Annotated in this window: 16 protein-coding genes; 11 read left to right on the plus strand and 5 right to left on the minus strand. The window is 63.3% G+C overall.

The window, feature by feature from the left end:
* The first annotated feature begins 81 nt into the window (after positions 1 to 81).
* From MSG32_RS03755 to MSG32_RS03785, 7 genes are all read left to right on the plus strand, one after another.
* Positions 82 to 1,458 (plus strand): gluconate:H+ symporter, encoded by a 1,377-nt coding sequence (locus MSG32_RS03755; protein WP_248377805.1) that lies wholly within the window; start codon positions 82 to 84, stop codon positions 1,456 to 1,458.
* A 298-nt stretch (positions 1,459 to 1,756) separates the two neighbouring features.
* Positions 1,757 to 3,130 (plus strand): GGDEF domain-containing protein, encoded by a 1,374-nt coding sequence (locus MSG32_RS03760; RefSeq protein ID WP_248377807.1) that lies wholly within the window; start codon positions 1,757 to 1,759, stop codon positions 3,128 to 3,130.
* Positions 3,127 to 4,371 carry a GGDEF domain-containing protein gene (locus MSG32_RS03765; RefSeq protein ID WP_248377809.1) on the plus strand — a complete coding sequence of 415 codons (1,245 nt, stop codon included), beginning with the start codon at positions 3,127 to 3,129 and terminating at the stop codon, positions 4,369 to 4,371. Before MSG32_RS03760 ends, MSG32_RS03765 begins: the two co-directional genes overlap by 4 nt.
* 615 nt (positions 4,372 to 4,986) lie before the next feature.
* Positions 4,987 to 6,393: a cytochrome ubiquinol oxidase subunit I gene (locus MSG32_RS03770; RefSeq protein ID WP_248377811.1), complete on the plus strand. Its 1,407-nt coding sequence runs from the start codon at positions 4,987 to 4,989 to the stop codon at positions 6,391 to 6,393.
* Positions 6,394 to 6,397: 4 nt separating this feature from the next.
* Positions 6,398 to 7,396 carry a cytochrome d ubiquinol oxidase subunit II gene (gene cydB, locus MSG32_RS03775; protein WP_215822960.1) on the plus strand — a complete coding sequence of 333 codons (999 nt, stop codon included), beginning with the start codon at positions 6,398 to 6,400 and terminating at the stop codon, positions 7,394 to 7,396.
* Positions 7,383 to 9,230, plus strand: coding sequence for a thiol reductant ABC exporter subunit CydD (gene cydD / locus MSG32_RS03780; protein WP_248377819.1), 1,848 nt, complete (start codon positions 7,383 to 7,385; stop codon positions 9,228 to 9,230). The genes cydB and cydD overlap by 14 nt, the downstream gene beginning before the upstream one ends.
* Positions 9,227 to 11,029 (plus strand): ATP-binding cassette domain-containing protein, encoded by a 1,803-nt coding sequence (locus tag MSG32_RS03785; protein WP_248377828.1) that lies wholly within the window; start codon positions 9,227 to 9,229, stop codon positions 11,027 to 11,029. The genes cydD and MSG32_RS03785 overlap by 4 nt, the downstream gene beginning before the upstream one ends.
* A gap of 121 nt (positions 11,030 to 11,150) precedes the next feature.
* Here MSG32_RS03785 and dkgB read toward each other — a convergent pair whose 3' ends face one another.
* From dkgB to MSG32_RS03805, 4 genes are all read right to left on the minus strand, one after another.
* The gene (gene dkgB / locus MSG32_RS03790) at positions 11,151 to 11,957 is read right to left on the minus strand and encodes a 2,5-didehydrogluconate reductase DkgB (protein WP_054557189.1); all 807 of its coding nucleotides are present in this window, start codon (positions 11,955 to 11,957) and stop codon (positions 11,151 to 11,153) included.
* Positions 11,958 to 12,114: 157 nt separating this feature from the next.
* Positions 12,115 to 13,122: an alcohol dehydrogenase catalytic domain-containing protein gene (locus MSG32_RS03795; protein WP_248377830.1), complete on the minus strand. Its 1,008-nt coding sequence runs from the start codon at positions 13,120 to 13,122 to the stop codon at positions 12,115 to 12,117.
* Positions 13,123 to 13,242: 120 nt separating this feature from the next.
* Positions 13,243 to 14,157 carry a TIGR03571 family LLM class oxidoreductase gene (locus MSG32_RS03800; RefSeq protein ID WP_248377832.1) on the minus strand — a complete coding sequence of 305 codons (915 nt, stop codon included), beginning with the start codon at positions 14,155 to 14,157 and terminating at the stop codon, positions 13,243 to 13,245.
* A 108-nt stretch (positions 14,158 to 14,265) separates the two neighbouring features.
* Positions 14,266 to 15,447 carry an MFS transporter gene (locus tag MSG32_RS03805; protein WP_248377834.1) on the minus strand — a complete coding sequence of 394 codons (1,182 nt, stop codon included), beginning with the start codon at positions 15,445 to 15,447 and terminating at the stop codon, positions 14,266 to 14,268.
* A 435-nt stretch (positions 15,448 to 15,882) separates the two neighbouring features.
* On the opposite strand from MSG32_RS03805, the gene MSG32_RS03810 reads away from it, so the two are divergent.
* From MSG32_RS03810 to MSG32_RS03820, 3 genes are all read left to right on the plus strand, one after another.
* Positions 15,883 to 16,155, plus strand: a complete 273-nt coding sequence (locus MSG32_RS03810; RefSeq protein WP_248377836.1) for a hypothetical protein — start codon at positions 15,883 to 15,885, stop codon at positions 16,153 to 16,155.
* A 74-nt stretch (positions 16,156 to 16,229) separates the two neighbouring features.
* Positions 16,230 to 17,651, plus strand: coding sequence for a sodium:solute symporter family protein (locus tag MSG32_RS03815; protein ID WP_248378419.1), 1,422 nt, complete (start codon positions 16,230 to 16,232; stop codon positions 17,649 to 17,651).
* A 217-nt stretch (positions 17,652 to 17,868) separates the two neighbouring features.
* The gene (locus tag MSG32_RS03820) at positions 17,869 to 19,098 is read left to right on the plus strand and encodes a diguanylate cyclase (RefSeq protein WP_248377838.1); all 1,230 of its coding nucleotides are present in this window, start codon (positions 17,869 to 17,871) and stop codon (positions 19,096 to 19,098) included.
* A 62-nt stretch (positions 19,099 to 19,160) separates the two neighbouring features.
* On the opposite strand, the gene MSG32_RS03825 is transcribed toward MSG32_RS03820, so the two are convergent.
* A complete protein-coding gene (locus MSG32_RS03825) occupies positions 19,161 to 20,162 on the minus strand; it encodes a LysR substrate-binding domain-containing protein (RefSeq protein WP_248377840.1) in 1,002 nt (333 codons plus the stop codon).
* Between the two features lie 297 nt (positions 20,163 to 20,459).
* Between MSG32_RS03825 and MSG32_RS03830 the strand changes: the two genes are divergently transcribed.
* Positions 20,460 to 21,443 carry a DMT family transporter gene (locus MSG32_RS03830; RefSeq protein ID WP_248377842.1) on the plus strand — a complete coding sequence of 328 codons (984 nt, stop codon included), beginning with the start codon at positions 20,460 to 20,462 and terminating at the stop codon, positions 21,441 to 21,443.
* Positions 21,444 to 21,617 lie beyond the last annotated feature (174 nt).

Consider the following 21,617-nt stretch of genomic DNA (forward strand, 5'->3'; position numbering starts at 1 on the left):
ACGATCGGCGTCATGCCAGCCGGCAGCGCCGACACCGCATACCTTGCGCCACACAATAACAAACTACAGGAGTAGCACCCCATGACAGACGCCGCCGTCGCGGGGCCACAGGTCATCATCGGCCTGGGCATCGCCATCTTCGTCATGATCTATCTGGTATTGAAAACCCGCGTGCATGCCTTGCTGGCCCTGATCATCGCCGCCTCGCTGGCGGGGTTGATCGGTGGCCTGCCGCCCAATGAGGTCATCAGTGCCATCACCACCGGTTTCGGCAAGACGCTTTCCACCATCGGCCTCGTGATCGGCTTCGGCGTGATGATGGGGCGTATCCTGGAGGTGACCGGTGCCGGGCAGCGCATGGCCTACGCCATCCTCAATCTTCTGGGCAAGAACAAGGAAGAGGCGGCGATGGCGCTGACGGGCTACATCGTCTCCATTCCGATCTTCTGTGATTCGGCCTACGTCATCCTCAACCCACTGGTGCGTTCACTGGCGCGCAACAGCGGACGTTCGGTGATCGGTCTGGGCATCGCGCTGGCGGCCGGCCTGATCATCACCCACTCGAGCGTGCCACCGACCCCGGGCCCGCTGGGCGTGGCCGGTATCTTCGGTGTCGACATCGGTCTGATGATCGGCTGGGGCCTGGTGATCACTGCGCCGGCGCTGATTGCACTGGTGATCTATGCCCGCCTGATGGGGCCGCGTATCGAGGCGATGCTGGAAGCCCAGCCGGGTGGTTTCGAAGGTAGCGTCAAGCATGACACCGACAGCATGATGCCTGAATCGGAGCTGCCGTCCCTGCTGATGTCCTGCATGCCGATCGGCCTGCCCATCGCGCTGATCTTCCTCAATACGCTGGTCAGTGCCGTGATGGGCGATACCAGCAACGCGTTTACCAGCACCATCGCCTTCGTCGGCAACCCGGTGATCGCCGTGGGCATCGGGGTGCTGGTCGCCATCTATGGTCTGATGCCAAAGACCCCCAAGCAGGAAGTGTTCGATCATCTGGAAAAGGGTGTCGAGACGGCGGGTATCATCCTGCTGGTCACCGGTGCCGGTGGTGCGCTGGGCTCGGTACTGCGTGCCAGTGGCGGCGGCGATTACATCGCCATGCAGGTGGCGGCTCTGGGGCTTCAGCCGCTGTTGATTCCGTTCATCATCGCCACCCTGGTGCGCTTCATCCAGGGGAGTGGCACGGTGTCGATGATTACCGCGGCCTCGATTTCCGCACCTATCCTGATGGGCATGCCGGACGTCAACATGGTGCTGGCCGCGCAGGCCGCCTGTATCGGCGCGATGTTCTTCAGCTACTTCAATGACAGCTATTTCTGGGTCGTCAATCGCATGCTTGGCGTCAAGAGCACCAAGCATCAGATGCTGGTGCTGACCCTGCCGACGACGCTGGCCTGGGCCATTTCCATCATCACCCTGTTGCTGCTCAACGCCATCGTCGGTTGAGTCAGCCAGAGCAGTCAGCTGCATCAAGAACGCCGGGCCTCATCGAGGCCCGGCTTTTCGTTGGATTTTCGTTCATGAGCAAGGTATCAACACGGACATGCGGCGCTTGAGCATTTCCGTCAGCGTGGCTTTCAACATCTGCGCATGTGATAAAGAAAGCAGGGCGATCGAAGGGAAATCAGACATGCCTTCACGAATGGCAATATTGGAGCAACACCTGAGTGCCACGACTCCTGCGAGGCTGAGCTTTGCCCCTGAACTCGAGAGGGACTTTGAACAGTTCGAGCATCGTCGGCGCATGAGTCGTGCCGTAATGGGTTGCTGGAGCCTGATCATCTTTCAGCTGATGTTCGTGCTCTATGACACCGTCTATGCGCCGGTCGCGATGCCGGTGACAGAGAATCTCGCCGTGATGCTGCGCCTTTATGTCTGCATCGCGCTCGCGATCCTCGTGCTGGTCCTCAAGAGCGAGGTCTGTCGCCCCGTCGGGCGCGAGGCGCTGCTGGTCGCGACCCTGTGGGGCGTGATCGGCCTGGCGGCGTGGCTGGCGGTGCGCGAGAACCACCTGCGCTGCTTCCTCGAACTCTATGCGCTGGGCGTGGTGCCACTGGTCGGTATCGTCCTGATGCAGCTGCGCTTCGTCGCGGCTCTGGTGCTGTCGGCAGGGGGGATGGCCATCGTGATCAGCGTGGCGCTAGGCGTAGCGATGCCCTATGCCCATATGGACTTCGCGATCGTCTTCGTCTTCATGGCGTTCTGCCTGTTTTCGCTGATTGCCAGCTTCCGCATCGAGTTCTCGGCCCGTCATGCCTATCTGATGACCTCCATCGATCAACTGCGCCTGCAGGATGTGGAGTCACGCAATGCCGAGCTGCAGGAAATGGCCTGTCTCGACCCGCTGACCCAGCTCTACAATCGCCGTCATCTGATCGAGGTGCTCAAGCAGCACCATGGCGATGCTCAGCAGGCGAAGAGCGGCGTGTCAGCGTCCCATCCGGTGCCACCGTTACCATGTCTGGCGCTGATGATGATGGATGTCGATCACTTCAAGGCTTTCAATGATCACTACGGGCATGTCGCGGGCGACAACTGCCTGTATCAGATCGCCCAGGCCTTGCAGGAAACATTGGACAGGGTAAAAGGCGCTGCCATCGCCGGCGCTCTCGAGGGGAATGAGGCTGCGTTGGCCAGCGTCATCCGCTTCGGTGGCGAGGAATTTACCGCCCTGGTGGCCGTGCGGGATCTCGAGCATGCGCGCAGCCTGGCCGAGGCAATGCGCTATGCCGTCAAGTCGCTCAAGCTGCCTCACCGCGAGTCGGAACTCGGCGTCGTCACCCTGAGTGTGGGGCTTTGCGTCATCCCCTTGTCGCGCCTGCTCGAGGGCGAGGGGATGGAGGATGAGATGACGCGTGACATGGCGGTCGAGATGCTGCTCAGCCGCTGGGTCGATCAGGCCGACAAGGGGCTCTATCGTGCCAAGCGCCATGGCCGCAACCGTACCTGCGTGCAACGTGGCAACGGCCATGGCAAGGCGCGCGCCCAGGCCAGTGATGACCTGCGTGATGATCTGCGTGATGGCCTTCATGATGAGCGGCAGAATGCGCAGCACGATGAACAGAAGGCTGAGTTGCCTGATCACAGGCCGCCGATGGGCGGAGCGGGCCTGTCATGAGAAGTCAAAAGCGACTCCCCGGCGCCGGCGAGGCGATGATGCCGGCGGCGGTGGCCGCCGAGCGCGGTGTCGTCGAGGGGCTGATCGACGGTCGCGGCGCGTCACGCTGGCGGCTCATGTTTCCTGACGCCCTCGAGACCCGGTATGTGGAAGAGACACGCGTCTCGCGCACGCGCGGCTTGCTGTATTCCGGCATCTTCGCCTTCGTGATGTATGCCACCTTCCTGATCAGTGACACCATTCATCGCAGTGAGGACCTGGCACTGGCCGCCATGCTGCGGCTGGGCGGTGTCTGCGTGGTGGCCATGCTGGTGCTGCCGCTGGTGCAGCGCGCGTCTTCCATGCGGCTCAAGGAATGGCTGATGACCGCGCTGGTGATCAACACCATGCTGGTCAGCGCCATCCTGTTGCAGCTGTCGCGCACCGAGCTTTCGCATGTCGATACGCTGTTGTTCGGCTTCTTTCCGATGGTCGGCAACATTCTCTTTCGGCTGCGCTTCCCCCAGGCACTGACGGCGTCGCTGACCTGCACGCTCATCATGGCCGGGGTGATCGCGTTGGAACCTGCCGGTCAGGAGGGGCTGGAGCTGCTGGCGATGGTGATCTTCGTCAGCACCACAGGACTCTCGCTATTGGCCAACCATCAGCTCGAGCACAATCAGCGTCAGGTGTGGTTGCTGCGCCAGCGTGAGCGACTGTTGCTGGAGGAGAAGCGGGCTGCCGGTCAACGTCTTACCCGAGAGGCCAACTGCGATGCGCTGACGGGCGTCTTCAACCGGCGCCATCTGGAGCGGGATCTGGCCCAGCGCTGGGCGGACCTGACCCGTGAGGACGGGCTGGCGATCCTGATGGTGGATGTTGATCACTTCAAGACCTACAACGACCATCATGGCCATGTGGAAGGGGATCATTGCCTGCAGCAGGTTGCCGAGGCGTTTCAGGCTGCCATCGGCCCGCAACCGGGCATGGTGGTGCGCTATGGCGGCGAGGAATTCCTGATTCTGCTGGAGTCAGTGACCGAGCGGCAATTGCGTGCCTGCGCCGAACGCATCCGCCGCAAGGTGCGTGCGCTCAAGCTGATCCACCCCGATAGCTCCGTGGCGAAAGTACTGACCGTCAGCGTCGGGGCGGTGAGCTACAAGGCCGAGCAGCACACCAATCTGACCGATCTGGTGCGTGCGGCGGATACGGCGCTCTATGACGCCAAGCATCAGGGGCGCGACTGCTGTGTCGTACGGTGAGTTTCTGACGCGAAGAAGCAGGGCAACAAGAAAAAGGATAGAGAGAAGAGAGAAGAGAGAAGGGTGAAGAGTAAAGAAAGGCAGAAATAGATAAAAGGGAAGAGATGGAGACAATCAGGCGCGTTCTCGAAAGGGGGCGCGCCTTGTCTTTTTGCCGCCATCAGGGCGCACATTCCTGGCCGGCTCAAGGTGCGCCGCACGGCAGAATTCAAGATAAACCGCGTCTGACGGCCCCTGGCATTGGTCGTATTCGAGGCTCGACGTGTGGTTATCTTGATGTACGTCAATAAAGGCGGATGTGCGGCGAAATATAGATGGCAAGCCTGAGCATACCGAGTGGAAAATACGTGGATGCTGTCATGCAATATGGCGGGCCTGATCGATCATCAACACGGCGATTGATCGGATGACTGGGCCTGCGGCAAAGCGTCATCGTGCACGATAGCCTGGTGTTTTCTATGCTCTTTGGGTCAGCTGGTAGAAAGATGACTGCCATGATCGATGGAGTTTGGTGGTATGCCTTGTCGTCACGGGCCTGACCGTGATATCGCTGCGACTGTGCGTCCCACAACGGGATGAACAGAGTGCAACCCCTGGAGTCCTGAGGAGTCGCCCATGGAACTGGATCCCGTGATCCTGTCACGCATACAGTTCGGATTTGTCGTGTCCTTTCATGCCGTCTTTCCGGTGTTCACCATCGGTCTGGCATCCTATGTGGCCTTGTTGCATGGCCTTTTCTACAAGACAGGCAATGCCGCCTGGGAACGTCTTGCGGCGTTCTGGGTGAAGGTATTCGCCGTGGTCTTCGCGATGGGCGTGGTCTCCGGCATCGTGATGGCCTTCCAGTTCGGCACCAACTGGAGCAACTTCAGTTATGCCACCTCCAACTTCATCGGCCCGATGCTCAGTTATGAGGTGGTGACTGCCTTCTTCCTCGAAGCCGGCTTCCTCGGCGTGCTGTTGTTCGGGCGTGGCAAGGTGCCGGAAGGCGTCCACCTGTTCGCGGCACTGATGGTGTCATTGGGCACCTTCATCTCCTCCTTCTGGATCCTGTCCTCCAACAGCTGGATGCAGACACCGGCGGGCGTCGACTTCATTGATGGCCACTTCTTCGTGAATGACTGGAGCGCGGCCATCTTCAATGCCTCCTTCCCGTATCGCTTCACGCACATGGCGATCGCCTCGTTCCTGACCGGCGGCTTCGTGGTGGCCGGGGTCAGTGCCTGGTATCTGCTGATCGGACGTGATGTCGAGGCCAACAAGCGCGCGCTGTCCATGTGCATGTGGCTGCTGCTGGTGCTGGCGCCGGCGCAGGCGGTGGTGGGTGACATGCACGGCATCAATACGCTGGAGCATCAGCCGACCAAGGTGGCGGCGATGGAAGGCAACTGGGAAACCCAGCCGGGCGCGCCCTTGCTCCTGTTCGCCTGGCCGGACAAGGAAGCCCAGATGAACCACTTCGAGATCGCGATCCCGAAGCTGGCCAGCCTGATCCTGACCCATGACCCCGATGGCGTGGTGCCGGGCCTCAAGGAGGTCGAGCCCGACATGCAGCCGCCGGTGTGGTTCGTGTTCTGGTCGTTCCGCGTGATGGTGGCGGTGGGGCTGGTGATGATCGCGGTGGCGTTCATCGGCCTGTTCCTGCGTCGCGATGGCAAGCTCTATCGCTCGCGCCCCTTCCTGCAGACGCTGCGTCTGATGTCGATCGCGCCATTTTTCGCCGTGCTGGCCGGGTGGTTCGTCACCGAGGCCGGGCGCTCTCCGTGGCTGGTCTACGAGATGATGACCCAGCAGGAGGCCGTCACGCCGTCACTGACCGGCTGGATGGTGCTTGCCACGCTGATCGGCTACTTCCTGGTCTATCTGGTGGTCTTCGTGACCGGCAGCTACTACCTGACGCGCGTCATCCGTGGCGGCATGCAGCCTGAGTTGCCGCATGACGATGTCGAAACCGCGATGCGCCCGCTGTCCGCCGCGCACGAGAGTCTCGATGATGATGCCAGCCGTACGGTAAGGAGTTGAGCACATGGAACTGATCAATCTGACCATGATCTGGGCGCTGATCATCGGCTTCGGCATCATGATGTACATCCTGATGGATGGCTTCGATCTCGGGGTCGGCATCCTCTATCCCTTCGCCCCGGATGAACACGCCCGTGACGTGATGATGAATTCGGTCGCGCCGGTCTGGGACGGCAATGAAACCTGGCTGGTGCTGGGCGGGGCCGGCTTGCTGGCGGCGTTTCCGGCGGTGTACTCGATTCTGCTGCCGGCGCTGTACCTGGGGGTCTTCCTGATGCTGGCCGGGCTGATCTTCCGCGGGATCGCCTTCGAGTTCCGCTTCAAGTCCACGCGCAATCGGCATTGGTGGAACGTCGCCTTCAGTGGTGGCTCCTACGTGGCCACCTTCTGCCAGGGTGTGGTGGTCGGGGCCTATATCCAGGGCTTTGCCACCGAAGGCCATATCTATGTCGGCGGCGCCTTTGACTGGCTGACCCCCTTCACGGTGATCACCGGGCTCGCGCTGGTGGCGGGTTACGCTCTGCTGGGCGCCACCTGGACCATCCTCAAGAGTGAAGGCGAAGTTCAGGCCTGGGCCTATCGCATCACGCCCAAGCTGCTGATTGCCGTGCTGGTCGGCTTCGGGGTCATCAGCCTCTACACGCCGTTCGTCGATGAATACGTGCGCGAGCGCTGGTTCAATCATATCGGCATGTTCTGGATCTTCCCGGTGCTGGCGCTGTGCTGTGCGGCCTTCATCTGGCGTGCCGTCAGCAAGCGCCTGGAGGGCCAGCCCTTCGTCGCGACCCTGGGGCTGTTCCTGTTCACCTATCTGGGGCTGATCTTCAGCAAGTGGCCGTATCTGGTGCCGCCGGACATCACCATCTGGGATGCGGCGTCAGACCCGGGCGCGCAGCTGTTCCTGCTGATCGGCGTACTGTTCGTGATTCCCATCGTGCTGGGCTATACCGCCTGGAGCTACTGGGTCTTCCGCGGCAAGGTGCAGGACGGTGGCTATCACTGATCTCACGCAAGGGGCTGTGCAGGGGGCAGAGCAGGGGGCAGCACAGGAGGCCCCGACCAGCGCCGCTGGCAATGACACGTCGCGCGCCAGCGTCAGCGACGCCAGTGTCATTGGCAAGGAGCGCGACAAGGCCAGACGCAAGGCTGCCGGCAAGTGGCTCACCCAACAGGCGACGCGCGAGCGTCGCCTGTTGGCTATGGCGGCGCTGTGCGGCGCCTTGGCGGGGCTGGCAACGGTGGCGCAACTGGTGCTGCTGGCCTGGCTGGTCACCCAGGTGATCGAGCAGCCCGAGGCGTTGACCCGCCTGTGGTGGCCGTTTGGCGGCCTGGTGGCGCTGCTGGCGGTGCGCGCCTTGCTGAGTGCCGCGCAGGAGCTATGCGCCCAGAAGGCCAGCCAGCGCCTGCGCCAGCGGGTGCGCCGAGAGATGCTGGATCACCTGCAGGCACTGGGCCCGGTGCGCGCCGCGCAGTTTCATGGCGCCGATGTGGCCCAGCGCTGGGTCGAGCAGGTCGAGGCGCTGGAAGGCTACTTCGCGCGTTTCCACGTTCAGCTGCGTCTGGTGTTGATCAGCCCGCTGGTGATCTTGGCCATCGTGGTCAGTCAGGACTGGCTGGCGGCGATTCTGCTCGCGCTGACCGCGCCGCTGATTCCGCTGTTCATGGCGCTGGTCGGCATGGGGGCCGAGTCGCTCAATCGCGAGCAGTTCGTCGCGGTCGCGCGCCTGTCGCGCCACTTCGTCGATCGGGTCCGCGGGATCACCACGCTGCGCCTGTTCGGCCTGGGCGAGCAGGCCACGCAGGAGGTCACGCTGGTCGCCGATGATTATCGCCGCCGCAGTCTACGCACGCTGCGCCTTGCCTTCCTCTCATCAGCGGTACTGGAGTTCTTCTCGTCGGTGTCGATCGCGGTGGTCGCGATCTATATCGGCTTCGGTCTGCTGGGCGACATTCCCTTCGGGCCCGCCCAGTCGCTGACCCTGTTCAGCGGGCTGCTGATCCTGCTGCTGGCGCCGGAGTTCTTCCAGCCGCTGCGCACCCTGTCTCAGCACTATCATGATCGCGCCTCGGCCTTGGCCGCCGCGGACTCGCTGCTGGAGCTGCTCGATACGTCCATCGCGCCGGCGCGTCAGGCCTCCACGACGGCGTCGGTCAGTGCCCCGTTGCCCAACGATGTGATGTTGCAATTGGAGGCCGTCACGCTGACGCATCCCGGGCGGGGCAGGGTGCTTGGCCCGCTGGATCTCACCTTGAAGGCCCACGAGGTGCTGGTGATCAGCGGCCCGTCCGGGGCCGGCAAGTCATCGCTGTTGCAACTGATGGCGGGATTCGTGGCCCCCGATGAATGCCAATGCCTACGCCGAGATACCACTCGCCTTGCCTGGATGGATCAACGCCCGCTGCTGATGCAGGGCAGTCTGGCCGACAACCTGCGTATCACCGCGCCAGACGCCAGTGATGACGCGATCGCGCAGGCGCTGACGCGCGCCGGCCTCGCCGAGGTGCTGGCCGCCTTGCCGCAGGGCATCGACAGTCCGTTGGGTGAAGGTGGGCACGGTCTGTCCGGCGGCCAGGCTCAGCGTCTGGCGTTGGCGCGGGTCTTCTTGAGCGATGCGCCGCTGGTGTTGCTCGACGAGCCGACCGCCAGTCTGGACGCCGAGACCGAACAGCGCCTGATCGCCGGTTTCCAGGCGTTGGCCGAAGAAGGCCGCACGTTGGTCATCGCCACCCACCATCCGGCCTTGAGGGCCATGGCGACGCGTCAGCTGCATCTGACCCGTGATGGGGTCGTTGGCACCACTGGAGAGACACAGGATGCTGGGGAGGGCGCATCATGACTGGACCCGCTCGCACTCTCGGTCCTGGCTCCACCCCCTCGACGCGCGAGGCACTGGCCGCGCTGGCGCCCTGGTGGCGGGTGCATGAGCGCTATCGGCGTCGACTGCTGCTGGGCGTGGTGCTGATGACACTGACCGCGCTGTCGGCACTCGGACTGCTGGCGGTCTCGGGGTGGTTCATCACGGCGTCGGCCCTGACGGGGGCGGCGCTGGCTGCCGGAGCCGTTGCGGTGCTGGATGTCTACACGCCGGGCAGCGCGATTCGCCTGTTTGCCGTTTCGCGCACCGTCTCGCGCTATCTGGAGCGTCTCTACAATCACGACACCATCCTGCGACTGCTGGCCAGCCTGCGCGGCAGTGCCTTTGCCTCGCTGGTCAGCATGGACCCCGCGCGGCTGGCTGCTCGGCGTTCCAGTGACTGGCTCAATCGTCTGACCGCGGATATCGACACCCTCGATGCGCTCTATCTGCGTCTGGCGGCGCCTCCGGTGATGGCCTTGCTGCTGATCGTGGCGCTGCTTGGCATCACGCTGGTGTGGCTGCCGGGCGCGACGCCGTGGCTGGCGCTCTTGCTGTTGACTGGCTGGGCGTGGCTGACACTCGGGCAGGCGCGCTGGGGCCTGGTGGCCAGCCGCCGGCGCGTGACCACTCTGGAGGCATTGCGCTCCAGCCTGATGGAGGCGCTGCGCGGGCATGCCGAACTCGAGGCCTACGCGGCGCTTGGCCATGTGCGTGAGCAGCTGGAGGCGGTGGAGGCGCGTCTGCTGGCGGACCAATGGCGGCTGGCGGTCATCAGTGCCGTCGGCAATGCGCTGGCTGTGCTGGTGATCGGACTCGCCTGGTTGCTGTTGCTGGCGATGGGCATGCTCGCCCTGCGCGATGGCCAGCTCAGCGGCCCGATGCTGGTGATGTTGCCGCTTGCGGCGATGGCGCTGGGCGAGGGACTGGCGGGGCTACCGGCGGCCTTCAGTCAGGCCGGGGCGACGCTTGGCGCTGCGGAGCGCCTCAATGATATCGAGCACGCCGCGGGTGTCGTGCATGGCGATGCTCGCCTGTCAGCAGGGCCGATCAGCGTCTCGCTGGAGCAGGTCAGCTACCGCTATCTGGGCGCCTTGTTCGAGGCATTTTCAAACGTCTCGCTCACTGTCGAGGCCGGTGAGCAGGTCGCGATCTGTGGTGCCTCCGGCGCTGGCAAGTCGACGCTGGCGGCGCTGCTGACCGGGCAGACCAGCCTGGCCTCCCGCGGCCTGCAGAGCAGACACAATGAACACCAGGGCGGGGGTACTGAAGAGAAGCAAGGTGAAGAGCAGAGCGGGCGAGTGTTGCTCAATGGCCGTGAGGTGCATCACTACGCGCCTCTGGCGATTGCCGATGGCGTCGGCTGTCTCACCCAGCAAGTCGATCTGTTCGATGCCAGTCTGGCTGACAACCTGCGACTGGGGGCCGCCGACGCCGATGATGCCGCGCTATGGCGGGTGCTGGCCGCGGTGGATCTCGCCGACTGGGTCGCGAGTCTGCCGCAGGGGCTGGCGACACGTGTCGGTGAGGGCGGTCGTCAGGTGTCGGGTGGCCAGGCACGGCGCATCAGTCTGGCGCGCCTGGCGCTGACCAACCCCGGCCTCGTGCTGTTGGATGAGCCCTTCTCGGGGCTGGATGCCACGACAGCGCAACGCGTCGCGCAGGGTCTCGCTGATTGGCTGGCGGGCAGAACGGTGATCTATCTGCTGCATGAGCATGATCTCGCGGCGCCACGCCCCGGTACCGAGGCCGTGACCCGCGTCTGCTGGCTGGATCGCTGAGCATCCATCGGGATCAAATCATGGCAGGGTAGAAATGCGAAAAAGCCTCCCGGGCAGGGTGCCCGGGAGGCTTTCTTGTCACTGTACCCGTCGATCAGGCCAGTCAGCTGGGCTCAGTCAATCAGTCCCAGTCGGGCGCGATGTCCGGATTGGCGATACGCTCGCCGCGGTCCAGCTCGGCGATCTTGGCCATGTCCTCGCCGGTCAGCGTCAGCGAGAAGGCCTCGATGTTGCTGCGGATGTTCTTGGGCTTGGTGGAGGACGGGAAGGTCACGATGTCCTGCATCTTCAGCCACGCCAGAGCGATCTGCGCCGGGCTGACGCCGTGGCGGTCCGCGATGATCTTGAGCGTCTCGTCATCCATCACCTTGCCGACGGCCAGCGGCATGAAGGCGCTGACTTCCAGCCCCAGCTCCTGACACTTGTCGAGCACCTTGCGGTTCTGCAGGAAGGGGTGCACCTCGACCTGATTGGTCAGCAGCTCATCACGCCCCAGAATGCCGACGGCGCGTTCCATCTGCTCGCAGGTGAAGTTGGAGATGCCGATATGGCGTGTCTTCTCCTCGGCCTTCATCTTGGCGAGCGCCGGCAGGTAGTCCTCCATGGCGACTTCGTCATTGGGTGACGGCCAGTGGATCAACAGCAGGTCGACGTAGTCCATCTGGAGCTTCTCGAGGCTTTCCTCGACGCTCTTCTCAAGATCACCGGGCTGGAGGCGGTCGTACCAGATCTTGGTGGTGACGAACAGCTCGCTGCGCGGGATGCCGCTGTCGGCGAGCACCTGTCCCACTTCGGCTTCGTTGCCGTAGAACTGGGCGGTATCGAAGTGACGATAACCGGCGTCCAGCGCCGCCTTCATGCTCTCACGCAGGGTGTCGCCTTCCAGACGGAAGGTGCCAAAGCCGGGATTCGGTAGGGTAGTCGACATGCGGTAACTCCTGTTGACGTTCCCGCCGGGTGCGGCGGGGACGTTTCCATGTGTTGTGTCATGTTTACTGGGGCTGTGAAACTGGCGCGACAATGGCGTGCCTACGCATCAGTCATGTGCCGGTTGCGCAACAATCCTGCGCCGCCCGCCATGCGCCTCATTCGTTGGCCGTGATCACGAATTTCAGGGCGCGACGCTCGCCACTCTTCAGTTCGGCGAGGCAGGACGGCAACGCCGTGAATGGCTCGATGCAGGGCGCCGGCTGGTTCATGGAGCCATCGGCGATCGCTTCGAGCAGACCTTCCCCCGCCTCGACCAGACGTGCCCAGTCCTCGTCGTCACCCGCCCAGTGCAGCGCACCCAGCGCGACTTCGTGCTGCGAGATGGCGCGATCGAAGGCCGGCGCGGCCGCCTGCTCCAGACGGTCCTGGATGCAGACGATGTGGCCATTGGCCCCCAGGTGGCGGGTCATCTTGTGGGCGTGATCACCATTGACGGTATCGATCACGGCGAAGACCGGCGCGTCCAGCTGCTCGGCGTCCGCAAGCGTCTCGTCGGCGCCCAGCGCCTTGAGGTCCGCGTGGCGCTTCTCGGAGGCAACACCAATGACGTGGAAGTTGCGCTGTCTGGCCAGCTGGATCAACCAGCGCCCCACGCTGCCGGAGGCGCCGGTGATCAGCAGGCGTCGCCCGGCCTTGATGGGCAGCTTGTCGATGGCAAGCCAGGCGGTCAGTGCCGGACACGGGAAGGCGGCAGCGTCATTGAAGCCCAGGGTGACGGGCAGGCGCATCACGGCGCGCGCCGGGACACGCAGGCGTTTGCTGAAGGTGCCCGGCCCCGCCAGGGTGGTGTGGACCGCGATGCGATCCCCCGGCGATACGTGACTGACATTGGCACCGCAGGCAATCACCTCGCCGGAGGCATCGACGCCGGGAATCTGGCCGGCTTGCCACAGCTCGCTGTCCATCGCCATGAACTTCCAGTCGACGGGATTGAGGCCGATGGCACGCGTGGCGACCAGTACCTCGTCGTCTCCCGGGGCGCCGATGTCCACCGCTGACTGCTCGAGCGCCTCAGGCTCGCCCGGGCCTTGCCATACCCAGGCGGGTGCCCGGGTGGCGCTGTGACTGATGTCTTGTGTGGTGGTCTCTGTGGAATCTGACATGGGATCTCCTTGCAGCGTGAACGGTGAATCCTTTCCGCCATGGCGGGGGCAGGTCGCGCGACCCGCCCGGCTTGCCAGTGCGCTCAGTCAGCCGGGCAGATCAGTGCAACCCTTGCGCCCTCATGAGAAGTGCGGCAGCACCTCACGGCCCAGTTCCTCGAGGGTTTCCGTGAGCGGGCGGCGATTGCGACGCAGGTGGAAGCCGATGTGATTCACCCCGGCATCCTGCATGGCCGACAGTTCTTCCATGAGGGCAAGGCGGCCACTCGACAACCCGAAGCGATGACGACGCACCGGGGCGTGCGGATCTTCTTCCAGATTGAGGTGGATGAAACTGACGTAGGGCTTGTCGCCGGCGACCTGACGCCAGAGCGCCACGCGGCGGATGTGATCCTCCGGCGTACCCGGGTAGGCCAGCCAGCCGTCCATCTCGCGACCGATCCACTCGGGCGTCTGCTGGGAGAGCCCGGCACTCAACAGCGGCGGACGCGTCGCGGCAGGCAGGATGGCCTGACCTTCGCTAAGAGCGTCGTCCGCCTGGCCCTTGATGACGTCCACCGCGTGACGGAAGGCGGCACCACGGGTCGCGAACTCCTCGCCGAACAGCGAGTATTCCGCCGGTCGGTCGCCACTGGCGACGCCAAGCAGCAGGCGGTCTTCGCTCAGGGCCTGCACGCTGGCGGCTGCCTTTCTCACCAGCCACGGCTGGCGCAGCGGCAGCACCGCGGCGGCGGTACCCAGCAGCAGGTTGTCGGTGTGACTGGCCAGATAGCCCAGGTAGGTGAACAGCTCGAAGACCTGACCGGCGTCGCCGAAGGCGGGGTCGAACAGCGGCACGTCACGCAACCAGGCGGCGCGGAAGCCGAGCTTGTCGACCTGGCCGATCAGCTCGGCATGGGCGCGCATGTCAGGCACGCCGAAGGGCGTGGAGGGGGCTCTGTCAGTGCGGACCCAGTCATTGTCGAGGGGCAGTTCGACGCCCAGGGTCAGGGGGCCTTGGGTGAGGCGATCCAGCGGACGGGTCGGGGAGATCATGGTGGACTCCTTCAGCAAGCAGGTGGGTAGACGACGGTGCCCCCGAGCCAGCAGGCTGAGCTGTCGGAATCGGGGGCACGTCATGATGGCGGGAGGCTTCGCGGCGGATCAGGCGGTCGCGATGGAAGACGCGTGACGCTTGTCGAGGCGACCGGCCAGCAGGGTCAGCAGCAGGGCGGCGGTGACGATCAGCGCGCCGATCCAGGCGGTGTCGGTCAGTGCCATCCCGGAGACCACCTGGCCACCGACGATGGAGCCCAGCGCGATGCCGATGTTGAAGGCGGCGATGTTGAGGCCGGAGGCCACGTCAACGGCCTGCGGCACGAAGCGTTCGGCCTGCTGCACGACGTAGACCTGCAGGCCCGGCACGTTGCCGAAGGCGAAGGCACCCCAGATCAGGATGGTGATCACGGCGGTGATCGGGTTGGCGGCAGTGAAGGTCAGCACGCCGAGGATGACGATCAGGCCACCGAAGATCAGGGTCAGAGCGCGAATCGGGCCCAAGCGGTCAGCCAGCTTGCCGCCCTGGATGTTGCCGATGGCGACCGAGATACCGTAGACCAGCATGATCAGACTGATGGCGCCTTCATTGAAGCCACTGACGTCCTGCAGCAGCGGGGCCAGATAAGTGAAGGCCGTGAAGGTGCCGCCGTAGCCGAGAATGGTGATCAGGTAGACCAGCAGCAGGCGCGGATGGGTCAGAACCTTGAGCTGTTGGGCGAAGGTGGCCGGTACGCTCTTCTTGAGATTGTTGGGCACCAGGATGGCGCTGCCGATCAATGCCAGCACGCCGAGGACCGAGACCACGAGGAAGGTGGCGCGCCAGCCGAAGTGCTGACCGATCCAGGTGCCCAGCGGCACGCCGGTGACCAGTGCCACGGTCAGGCCGGTGAACATGATGGCGATCGCACTGGCTTCCTTGTCCTTGCTCACCAGGCTTGTCGCGATGGTGGAGCCGATGGAGAAGAAGACCCCGTGGGCCAGGCCAGTCAGTATGCGCGCCGTGATCAGCGAGCTGTAGCTGGGTGCCTGCCAGGCCAGCAGGTTGCCGGCGATGAACAGTGCCATCAGTCCCAGCAGGACCAGCTTGCGATTGAAGCGGCCGGTCATGGCGGTCAGCACGGGGGCGCCGATGGCGACACCGACGGCATACAGGCTGACCAGCAGGCCAGCGGAAGGCAGAGAGACGCTCAGGTCCTGAGCGATGGTGGGTACCAGTCCGACGATCACGAACTCGGTGGTCCCGATGGCAAAGGCGCTCAATGTCAGCGCCAGCAGGGCAAGGGGCATGGCAGTTCTCCATCAGCAATGGGTGGGTCTTGGATGCTGTGCAGTCTGCCGTGAGTTACCTTTGTGATAAACGCACGAAATGATGAAAGACTTTTGCAGTTTTCGTAAAGATGTCCGGCGACGGCGTCCTTTATCCCATCCTTGCAGCGCCTTTCCCTGTCCCTGTCAGCTTGTATCGTCGTCTCGATCTCATGCCAGATGGCGCCACAGGGTGACTCAACAGCGTGATTCAACAGCGTGATTCAACAGGGGGACTCGAAGGGCGACTCAACAGCGGGATTCACCAGGGTGACTCCACAGGGCAGGGCGCAGCGGCTACACTGCGCGCCGAGAATTTTCATTCACTCCCTGTTCACATCGGAGATCGTCTTGGCCGCGCCTGACACCCCGTCTTCCTCTCAGCCTGATGCCCGGGCTGCAGAGACTCCCTGTTCCTTGCCGCGCCTCGTCGTGCCCTCGACCTGGCGGGGCTGGTGCCTGCTGGTGATCTTCCTGCTGCTGGTCGTGATGGGTATCTGGCCGGTGATCGGCTGGATCAATCAGCAGACCCTGTTGTGGGGCATGCCGTCCTTGATCATCTGGAGTTACCTGATCATCTTCGCCTGCAGTGGCGCGATGCTGTTGGGCAATTGCCTGTTGCGCCGTCGCCACGGCGCAGACCCGCTGTCGAAAGCGTCCGCTGGCGAAAGAGACGGAGGCGCCGCGTGATCGATCCGCATGCCTTTTCGTCCGTGCATGACAGCGTGCCCTTGCTGGTCACGCTGGGGTATGTCGTCCTCGCCATGGCCATCGGTCTCGGCGCGCGGGGTGGCCGCCGCATGGACACGCTGGAGCAGTGGGGAGTCGCCGGGCGCTCGATGGGGCCCGTGACGCTCTATCTGTTGATCGCCGCCGGCAGCGTCAGTGCCTACACCTTCATGGGCGCGCCGGGCTGGGCCTACAGCAAGGGCGTGCCGGTGTTCTATGTCGCCATCTATCTGGCCTATCTGGCGCTGGTGGCCTGGTACTTCGGCCCCAAGGTGTGGAAGTTCGGCGAGCAATTCGGGCATGTCACCCAGGCAAGCGCGATCGCGGACCGCTATCAGAGCCCTCTGCTGGGCGCGCTGTCGGCGCTGGTGATGTCGATTGCCTCCATCGCCTATGCGGTCCTGCAGACCATCGGCTCGGCCTACATCCTGTTGGTGATGAGCGGCGGGCGCATTCCGCTCTGGGCTGGCGTGTTGCTGGTGCTCAGCGCGATCGCCGTCTATCTGTTCGTCAGCGGCCAGCGCGCCATCGGGCGCACCAATGCCTTCCAGGGCGTGTTGATGCTGGTGGTTGCCTGGGCGATCGGCCTGTGGGCGGCCTATCTCTCCACCGGCGAATGGGGCTTCAGTGGCGTGTTCACGCGTCTTGAGGCCAGCCATCCGGAGTATCTGCGTCTGCCCGGCGCCGGCGGCGACATGAGCTTCAGCTTCTGGACCACCTCGATCATCGTCTCGATGCTGTCCTTCATGCCGCCGGTTTGGACCCAATGGATGAGCGCCGCCTCCGCCGGCACCATCCGCCGCAGTGCCAGCTGGCTGCCGACCTACTACGTGGTGATCCTGCCGCTGGTGGTGGTCGGCTTCATCGGTATCTACAGCCTGCCGGAGCTTGCGCGCGCCGACACCGTGGTGCTCGAATACGCGATGGCCAACATGCCGGTCTGGCTGGTGGGCCTGTTGGGCGCGGGCACGCTGGCGGCCTCGATGTCCTCCAGCGAACCCTTCATTCATTCGGTGGCCCTGAGCCTGAGTCGTGATGTGCTGCAACCGGGCCTCAAGCTTGATGACCAACGCGCTGGCAAGCTGGCGCGCTGGCTGATCTTCCCGGTGATGTTCCTGGTCGTGGCACCCCTGGCGATCTGGGAGCCGGGCAATCTGGTGATGATCCTCTTGATCGGACTGGGCTTTGCCTCTCAGGTATTGCCGGCATTTGTGGGCATGTTCTTCTGGCCGCGCGCCTCGGCGGCAGGTGTCATCAGCGGCATCAGTGCCGGCTTCGTGGTCACGGTGCTGTTTACCGTCGTATGGCCGCATCCGCTGGGCCTGCATGCCGGTTTCTGGGGGCTGATGCTCAACCTGCCTGTCTTCGTGCTGGTGTCATTGCTGACCCGGCCGGTGGATGAGGCGGTGACGTTGCGCTTCTTCCGCATCGCCGCCCCCTGGAGTCTCAAGCGCTGAGATTGCGCAGGGGAGATCGCGAGCGAAGTGCTGTCGGGGGCATCACTTCGCTTTGACAGTCGAGCGTTTGGCTCGACCAAACAGTTGTCTGAAATTTGGACAAGCGTTTGACAAGGTTGTGAACGATTGTCACGTTTGCGCCCGATCGCTTATTGATCCGTGTCGCCTTGTATAGAGTGAGATCATTGATTGGCTGTCCTCAAGGGAGGGGACGTGAATGAATGATCTGATGGTGCAGGTGGACAGACAGATACAGCGTGAGGGCGGTCTGGGAGTGCATTTCCCGGCCGAGATAGAAGCGCGCTTCGAGCACGATATCCATGTCGCGCGCAGCCACAAGCTTGCCTGCATGGGCGCGGTGGCGATCAGTATCTATGTGCTGTTTCTGCTCAATGACTGGCGCTTTCGCCCAGACCACATGCTGGAGGCCATCGTCATTCGCGTCGGGGTCATGACGCCCATCGCCCTGATCTGCATCTACATGCTCAAGCGGGGTGTCTCGCCGGTATTGCGTGAGATGTTGATGACCGCGCTGGTGTGCTTCGCGATGATCTTCACGGCCCTGTTGATCCAGTTGTCAGTCTCGCCACATTCCTTCCTCGACCTGTTCGCACTCGGGCTTATCGTGCTGGTGGGCAATGTCCTGTTTCAGCTGCGCTTCTGGTATGCCCTGTGCTCTTCGGCCTTCCATTTCGGCGTGATGCTGTATCTGGTCAATGCCCATCCTGCGCCCTATGCCTCGGCGGGTTTCATGGCGTTGATGGTGTTTCTGTCCATCACGCTGTTTTCGATCATTTCCAATCTGCGCAGCGAAAAGGCCGAGCGCCTTTCCTACCTGTTGTTGCTGCGTGAGCAGCTCAGGGTCGAAGAGTTCACCGAGAAGAATGAAGAGTTCCGACGCCTGGCCTCGATCGATCCCTTGACCGAAGTCTATAACCGGCGTCACTTCGACAGTCTCGTGAGTTCGCTGCTCGGCAAGCAGGTCGACAGCCGGCTTCAATACGGCGTGGCCATGATCGATGTCGACCATTTCAAGGCCTACAACGACCATTACGGCCACGTGAAAGGGGACCTGTGCCTCAAGCGTATCGCGACGGCCATCTTTGAAAGCGTGCACCCCGATGTCGATATCGTGGCGCGTTTCGGGGGCGAGGAGTTCGTGGTGCTGTTGCCATCCTGTACACCGCAACAGGCGTTGGCGCGCGCAGAAGAGATTCGCCGCCATGTTCGCGACCTGGCGCTACCGCATGCGGGGAGTTCACGCCATGGCATCGCCACCATCAGCATCGGGGTCTCTGCCGCCGGCACCGGTCAGGGCTGCAGCTTCGAGACCATTCTCAAGCAGGCGGATGAGGCGCTTTATCGCGCCAAGGCCTCGGGACGAGATCGCTGCGAGCTGTTTGCTCAGCAGGATCAGCAGACGCTGGGCCGAGCCTTCGCCGGCTAGCGTCGGGGTGTCGTCGTGGTGGTGTCACGGTGTCTGGGACAAGAGCCCAAGGGGGCGTGAGCTCACGTCTCGTGTGACAGCCCCAGCTGCTGGCGAAGCCACGGCAGCATGATCTGCTCTGCCTGATGCGCCCGCGCCCCGGGGTAGACCAGATAGAATCCCTGACCCTGATCCGGCAGTCCACACAGAGTGACCAGTTGCCCCTTCGCGATGCCTTCCGCCGCCATCAGGCGCGGTGTCAGTGCGATACCCTGATCCGCCAGAGCGGCATCGATCGCGAGACTGGTGTGATTGACCCAGAGGCGATCGGCCTTCTCAAGCCCCGAGAAGTGCGCCGCAAAGGTATGCCACCCCTGATGGCTGTCCTCGATCAATACGCACCCGCGCATATCGAGCCTATCCAGCCGTTCGCCCAGCTGTTCCCGATAGCCGGGACTGCAGACGGCGATACGCTCAAGCCCCGTCAACCATATCGCCTTGAGTCCGGCGTCATGCTGGCCATAGCCCTGGCGGATGGCGAGATCGATCCCGTCCTGATGCAGATTCGAAAGTCCCTCGCTCGCGTGTACCCGTAGTTGCCATTCGGGATGTGCGTGGCGAAAGCTTGCCAGCCGAGGCATCAGCCACTTGGCGGCAAAGGAGGGCGGTACGCTCAATGACAGGGTGGTGTCAGCGGGGTCATGGCTGGCATCGCGCACGGCCTTGTCGATATTGCCCAGCGCCAGGGCGATCTGCTCATGGAAGCGCTGGCCCGCGTGAGTCAATGCCAGACCACGCGGGAGACGATGGAAAAGCTTTATCCCAAGCTGTGTTTCCAGCTCGCGTACACGCTGCGCCACGGCGCTCTGGGTGAGCGACAGCTCTTGCGCCGCGCGGCGAAAGTTGAGATGGCGCGCTGCCGCATCAAAGGCCGGCAGCGCGCCCAGGCGCAGTTTCGTGCTCAGGTTCTTGCTCATGTTCTTGCTCACGTTCAGGGGCGTGCTCATGCTCAGAGCCATGCTCATGCTCATGCTCATGCTCATGCTCATGCTCATGCTCATGCTCATGCTCATGCTCATGCTCATGCTCATGCTCATGTCATGCTCAGAGCCATGGGCGCTTGGCCGGCCGAGGGCGACGATGCCCCTCCGGCGCCAGCACGCTATCTGAGCGGGAAGCCGGCGCACCGCGTGTGTCGCCTAATGGCACGAGAGTGAAGATTTTCTACAGAGTAATGCAAATAATGCCCGCTTGTCGCGACGCGGAGCACAGCCGAACATGGCGCTATCGCCCCCACATGGCGCTATCGACCTCACATGGCGCTATCGCTAAGGGCACCATGTGGTTGGCTCCCCAAGTATCCTCGCCACAAGGAGTACCCCATGCCTCGCTCACGATTCTCGGCACATCTTGCCTTTCTGGCGCTCGGAACCATCTGGGGCAGCAACTTCCTGTTCATGAAATGGGCGGCGGAGTGGATCACCCCGGGTCAGGTGACCCTGCTGCGTGTCGTGGCAGGCTTCATCCCCCTGGCCCTCTATGCTGCCTGCCAGGGCGTTCTGCACCGGGCGCACTGGCGCCATCTGCACCACTTCGTTGTCATGGCCCTGCTGGCGACGGCGCTGTACTACCTGGCATTCGCCTATGGCAGTTCGGTATTGCTGTCGAGTGTCGCGGGCATGCTCAGCGGCGCCATCCCGCTCTTCACCTTCGTGGCGGCGGCATTGTTCCTGCGCAACGAGCCGATCAATGCACGTTCGATCACCGCCACCTTGCTCGGCATCATCGGTATCGCGCTGATTGCTCGCCCATGGCAGGGCCTGCAGGCAGACGTCTCGTTGGCGGGCGTGGCCGCCATGCTCGGCGGCGCGATGTGTGTCGGCTTGTCATTCGTCTATGCCAAGCGCTTCGTGATGCCGTTGGCGATTCCCTCGCTGGCCCTGGCTACCTATCAGACGGGGATAGCCACTCTGCTGCTGCTCGCCGTCATCGATCTTGAGGGTATCCTGGCGCTGAGCAACGACGGCGTTGCCTTGACCGGGCTGGTAATCGGCCTCGGGGTGTTGGGAACCGGCGTGGCCTATGTGCTTTATTACTTCATCGTCGGCGAACTTGGCGCCATCAAGGCCTCTGGCGTGACCTATTTGCCCCCGGTAGTCGCCGTCATCATCGGAGTGCTGCTGATAGGGGAGCCCATCCGCGGGCTCGACCTGCTGGCAATGGCGATCATTCTGGCGGGTGTCATCCTGTTGCAATCCGCGCGTCAGAAGCAGGAGGTTGCGCCTCCCAAGCCAGACGGAAGCGAGACTGAACAGGTATTGCCTCGCTCAGGCGGCCTAGAGACCTCGAATCACTCGGTGCGCTGATCAACACTGGGAATCACGACTGAGGCCGCAGCAGAGAAGCACGACTGAGTATCGCAACTGCATCTCGCGATAGTGATGGGAAATGATCGAACGCCTGATGCTGCACCCTGCCTTTGAGCGGGGTGCAGCATCATGTTTCATCCAGTGTGACCTGTCTCAACCCTGTGCCACTTA

The sequence above is a fragment of the Cobetia sp. 1CM21F genome, from assembly GCF_023161745.1.
Lineage (GTDB): Bacteria > Pseudomonadota > Gammaproteobacteria > Pseudomonadales > Halomonadaceae > Cobetia > Cobetia amphilecti.

Excerpts from the sequence above, each read along its gene's own strand:
- MSG32_RS03820 (WP_248377838.1), top strand. The coding sequence starts at position 17,869 with ATGAATGATCTGATGGTGCAGGTGGACAGACAGATACAGCGTGAGGGC.
- MSG32_RS03825 (WP_248377840.1), bottom strand. The coding sequence starts at position 20,162 with ATGAGCATGAGCATGAGCATGAGCATGAGCATGAGCATGAGCATGAGC.
- MSG32_RS03760 (WP_248377807.1), top strand. The coding sequence starts at position 1,757 with ATGAGTCGTGCCGTAATGGGTTGCTGGAGCCTGATCATCTTTCAGCTG.
- dkgB (WP_054557189.1), bottom strand. The coding sequence starts at position 11,957 with ATGTCGACTACCCTACCGAATCCCGGCTTTGGCACCTTCCGTCTGGAA.
- MSG32_RS03765 (WP_248377809.1), top strand. The coding sequence starts at position 3,127 with ATGAGAAGTCAAAAGCGACTCCCCGGCGCCGGCGAGGCGATGATGCCG.
- MSG32_RS03770 (WP_248377811.1), top strand. The coding sequence starts at position 4,987 with ATGGAACTGGATCCCGTGATCCTGTCACGCATACAGTTCGGATTTGTC.
- MSG32_RS03795 (WP_248377830.1), bottom strand. The coding sequence starts at position 13,122 with ATGTCAGATTCCACAGAGACCACCACACAAGACATCAGTCACAGCGCC.
- MSG32_RS03805 (WP_248377834.1), bottom strand. The coding sequence starts at position 15,447 with ATGCCCCTTGCCCTGCTGGCGCTGACATTGAGCGCCTTTGCCATCGGG.
- cydB (WP_215822960.1), top strand. The coding sequence starts at position 6,398 with ATGGAACTGATCAATCTGACCATGATCTGGGCGCTGATCATCGGCTTC.
- MSG32_RS03785 (WP_248377828.1), top strand. The coding sequence starts at position 9,227 with ATGACTGGACCCGCTCGCACTCTCGGTCCTGGCTCCACCCCCTCGACG.
- MSG32_RS03815 (WP_248378419.1), top strand. The coding sequence starts at position 16,230 with ATGGCCATCGGTCTCGGCGCGCGGGGTGGCCGCCGCATGGACACGCTG.
- MSG32_RS03755 (WP_248377805.1), top strand. The coding sequence starts at position 82 with ATGACAGACGCCGCCGTCGCGGGGCCACAGGTCATCATCGGCCTGGGC.
- MSG32_RS03830 (WP_248377842.1), top strand. The coding sequence starts at position 20,460 with ATGCCTCGCTCACGATTCTCGGCACATCTTGCCTTTCTGGCGCTCGGA.
- MSG32_RS03800 (WP_248377832.1), bottom strand. The coding sequence starts at position 14,157 with ATGATCTCCCCGACCCGTCCGCTGGATCGCCTCACCCAAGGCCCCCTG.